Origin of the sequence: Actinoplanes sp. NPDC051633, assembly GCF_040681735.1 — a bacterium.
Lineage (GTDB): Bacteria > Actinomycetota > Actinomycetes > Mycobacteriales > Micromonosporaceae > Actinoplanes.
Map to the genome: position 1 here is coordinate 1 of NZ_JBFAZH010001210.1, position 2,284 is coordinate 2,284.

At 72.5% G+C, this 2,284-nt stretch carries 1 protein-coding gene; it reads right to left on the reverse strand.

What is annotated here, in order from left to right; translation table 11 throughout:
- Positions 1–137: 137 nt before the first annotated feature.
- Positions 138–1,961 carry a LamG domain-containing protein gene (locus AB0M20_RS39110; RefSeq protein WP_364306068.1) on the reverse strand — a complete coding sequence of 608 codons (1,824 nt, stop codon included), beginning with the start codon at positions 1,959–1,961 and terminating at the stop codon, positions 138–140.
- Positions 1,962–2,284 lie beyond the last annotated feature (323 nt).

Consider the following 2,284-nt stretch of genomic DNA (forward strand, 5'->3'; position numbering starts at 1 on the left):
GCGTCGGTGGCGTACTCGCCGAGAGCGCGCAGCAGATGCTCGCGCTCGACCAGCTCCATCGGCCGAGTCTATCGACGGCGAGGGCGCTCCCCGGCCGGGGAGCGCCCTCGTCGTCAGCCGGTCGATCGGCGGATGGATCAGCCGACCTTGACCCAGACGTCGTCGAGCTTGCCGTGGAACTGGTCGTTGTCCTGGCCCACGCCCTTGCCGCCCAGGCTCAGCGGCTGCGTCGTCACCACCGACAGCGACTCCGGGATCGCCACGCTCGTCTTGACCTGGTCGTCGACCACGATCGCCAGGGTCGCGCCCGCGCGGCGGCACTCCAGGGTGTGCCACTCGCCGTCGGCGATCGAGTCACGGCTGCGCGCGAGGTGCACCGTCGTCTCGGTCTTGCCGCTCATCGTGCAGCTCGGCTTGCCCGACTCCCCGTCGACCTGCAGCTTGTACTGGCCGCCGCCGGCCGCGTACCCCTTCTGCAGGACGTTCTCGCCGCCACCGGCCTCGGCCGGGTCGAGCAGCACCGACGCGCCGTAGCGCAGCGGGCCCGCCGCCGGGTTGAGGTCGGGGGTGTCGGCCGACTGGAGTACGAGCTTCGGGCACGTCGCGCCGGCGCACTTCGCCGGGAAGGCCAGCGCCTGGCCGTTGCCGTGGGCGACCATCTTGACCGCGCCGCCGTTGCGGGTGACCGCGCGCAGCAGGTGCTTGTTGCCGGAGCCGTCGTCGAAGGTGCCGTCGGCGGTCGTGGAGTCGAAGTTGTACGACGCCACGTAGTCGCTCGCCGGCGCCGGGGTGTTCTCCGGGCGGGCGATGGCGAAGGAGGCGTACCGCTTGCGGGAGGCGGTGCCGATCGTGGTGAAGTCGCCGACCGCGCTCACCGTGCCGAGGGCCGTCGAGGAGGCCAGGGCGCGTACGCCGGCGACGCCGTTGGCCTGCGGCGCCCAGTCGAGCAGGTTGCCCTGGGCGTCGACCGCGGCCAGCTTCACACGCGGCACCGAGCCGTCGATGCACACGCCCTTCACGCCGTTGTTGGTGGTGGTGCACGCCTTGTCGAAGTGACCGCCGACGTAGGTGACGCCGTCCAGCACGGTGACCGCCTGGGCGTCGCCGTCGAACACGCGGGTCCAGCGGGTCGCGCCGGCCGCCGTGTACGCGATCGCCCGGCCGCCCTGGCCGCCGAGGGCCGCGTACACCCCGGAATCGTCGGCCGTCAGGCCGATCACCTGCGACACCGGCTTGGGCACGAACGTCTTGTCCAGCACGCCGGTCACGCCGTCGACCCGGGTGAGCCGCAGCATCGAGCTGGTGTTGTTGGTCCTGTGGAAAGCGCCGCCGAGGTAGACGCGGGTGCCGTGCACGGCGACGGCGTTGACCACGTCGTCGGTGGTCGGCGCCCACGCGTCCAGCGCGCCGGTCGCGAGGGTGAATGCGGCGACGTTCGCGCGCGCGACCCCGTCGATCGAGGTGACCCGCCCACCGACGTAGAGCTTGCCGTTGCCGGCCGCGAGGGCGTTGGGCTGGCCGACGACCGTGTGCTTGAGTGGGGTGAGCGCACCGCTGACGGCGTCCATGCCGGCCACCGAGTCGCGGGCCGTGCCGGAGATCTTGTCGAAGTCGCCGGCGGCGTAGACCGTGGTGCCGTCCACCGCGAGGGCGCGGACGTTGGCGTCGGCGGCCGGCGCCCAGGGCAGCAGAGTTCCGGTACGCGCGTCGAAGGCGGCGAGCCGCGTCCGGGCGACGGACTTGTTGTTGACCACGGCCGCGGTGAAGTTGCCGCCGACGTAGACGGTCTCGCCGCGGAGGGCGACCGCGTACACCGGGCCGTTGAACGACGGGGACGTGACCGGGTCGGACCCGACCACCTCGGCCAGCGCCGCACCACCGGCGGCCACCACCGCGGTGGCGACGCCGACCATCAGCAGTCGGCGAACCGCGGCCTTTGCACGAATTCGGGTTTTGAGCACGACGCACGGTAGCTTGCCCGTTTAGCGCAGTTCGCCCCGCACTGGTCCGTCGATCGGCCGGCAGAAAAGGCCGAACGGGCCGTCACCTCTCGGCAACGGCCCGCCCGCCGACCTCCGCCCGCAGGCTGTCGTCGCAGGCCATGCCTCGGGCGCGACAGCCGCGCCGCCGACCCGCTGTCCGTCCGGCGCCCGGTGCGGGTGGGCGCCGGCACGGCCCGCACGCCTGGCGAAAAGGGAAGCGCCGGCCGTCAGATTCCCCGGATCGAGGGACGGATCCGGGTGATCATGCCGTGACGGTGAAGGTTCTCGTCGCTCCGGTGAAC